We start from the raw sequence: 1,736 nt of genomic DNA on the forward strand, positions 1-1,736 counted from the left end.
TGCGGTCTGGTCGTCGGTGTTCACGCTGATGACATTGGCCAGGGCGGTGGCGAGGGCATCGGGGTCGGACTTCGACAGCACGTCGCTGCCGTCCTCCACCGTGCAGCCGGAGCAGCCGCGGTCGCGGCCTGCGTCAAGGGCATCCTGCACCGAGCCGGAGTAGATGGTGCCGGAATTCTTGATGTACTGGCAGTCGGGGTTGAAGTGGTACACCGCGCCGAACGGCGTCCAGTAGGCCAGCCCATCGTCGGAGAGGACGGCGGCACCGGCCTCGGCCTGGTCCTTGTCCTCTTGTGTGGTGGGGTGGTAGTCGATACCGCTGCCTATCGCGGCAATAAGTGCGACAGCAGCCACGATGGTGCCCACTTGCTTGGTGCGCTTGTCAGTGTCCTTGCTGGTCAGCATCAAGATGATGATAGGCGCGAACGCGATGGCCGCGATAATCACGCCCAGGTCGGTCTGTACCCAGTATGCCAGCTTGTTATCCTTGGAGGCCGGGGAGAGGTGGTTTGCGTGCTTCCACAGCTGCGATCCTACGATCACGAGCACCAGGTCAACGACCAGCCAGATGATCAGCCATGTCATGGGCGCGGGGCCGGGCAGGAACAGCGTGCGGTTTACCACCAGGATGGCCATGACCTCACAAGCGATGCCCAGCACCCACAGTACGATGGCACCGATACGAAACGGCAGCGCGTTTCCCTTGCGCTCTGTGTGCATCTCCTCGCGGATGGCCTTGTTCGCCTCGGTGCCGCCGCCCTGATGGGGGTGCGCGATGGTCTTGCCGGTTTTGGCGTCGACGAACGTGCGCTCTTTCGGCTCCTTCTTCGCGGGTGCAGCAGCTGTGGTCTCGGGTGCCGTCTCAGCATCCGACGTGCTAGCGGCGTTTTTTTCGGGTGGTTCTTCGGCGTGCGTCTTCTTGGTCGTCATCGGGCGGTCCTGTTCCCCTCGAGGTTCAACTAACGGTGATAGGTGCGCCGATCATCTCGTCGGGCACCAAGGTTATTATAGTTCCGCACGAGGGGCGCTAGGTTTTTCCTGCGCTGCTACAACCGTTAGTTGAAAGAGGGGACCATGGATATCCAGAGCATCGTAGGCCAGCTGCTGCAAGGTGCCGCGAAAGATCCTGAGAGCTTGAAAGCTTTCGGCGTGGACCCGGCCGCCGCCATCAAGGGCGCAACCGGTCTGGACCTTACCGAGGCTGAGGTGAACGATGTCGTGAAGGCTGTGGAACCCCTGCTCGAAGGCAAAGATCTGAACATCGAGTCCATCATCAAAATGGCGGGCGACTTCCTGGGTAACGATCCCGGTGCCCTGCTGGGCAAGCTGGGTGGTCTGTTCGGAGGCGGCGACGCTGCCGAGGCAACGGAAAAGCACACCAAGAAGTCCGAGAAGGCGGAAGAGGGCAACCCCCTCGAAGCCATCGAGGGCATAGCCGAAGGCCTACTCGGAGGCCTTGTCGGCGGGAAGTAACTCACTTGCGGCGGTTTGTGTGCGTCTGTTTCCGAAATGGATGCGATTGAAATCGGCTTTTGAGTGAGCTATGTTATTCCCAAGTTGATTTGCCGACGCCGCCTTGCTCGATGGTGTCCAGAAGGCCTTGGCGGTCGAATACGCCTATCTTGCGGTAGATATTGCTCACATGGTGCTTCGCTGTCGATCCAATAAGGGTTCCTACGCGCGCCGCCGTTGCTCTGCTAATGAACGCTGTGCGCCTCTTGCGTGTCCTGCTCCCG

General features: G+C 60.7%; 3 protein-coding genes. 1 reads left to right on the forward strand and 2 read right to left on the reverse strand.

The genetic code is table 11. From position 1 onward, the window contains the following. Window positions 1-930 (reverse strand): hypothetical protein (locus tag RR842_RS14510; RefSeq protein ID WP_332730283.1); only part of this gene is annotated, 930 nt, incomplete at its 3' end. Between the two features lie 144 nt (window positions 931-1,074). On the opposite strand from RR842_RS14510, the gene RR842_RS14515 reads away from it, so the two are divergent. Next, entirely contained in the window at window positions 1,075-1,473 is a 399-nt protein-coding gene (locus tag RR842_RS14515) for a hypothetical protein (RefSeq protein ID WP_332518423.1), read from the forward strand. A 73-nt stretch (window positions 1,474-1,546) separates the two neighbouring features. On the opposite strand, the gene RR842_RS14520 is transcribed toward RR842_RS14515, so the two are convergent. Further along, on the reverse strand, window positions 1,547-1,736 hold a 190-nt coding region (locus RR842_RS14520), incomplete at its 5' end, for a hypothetical protein (RefSeq protein WP_332730284.1).

Origin of the sequence: Gordonibacter sp. (assembly GCF_036667095.1) — a bacterium.
GTDB lineage: Bacteria > Actinomycetota > Coriobacteriia > Coriobacteriales > Eggerthellaceae > Gordonibacter.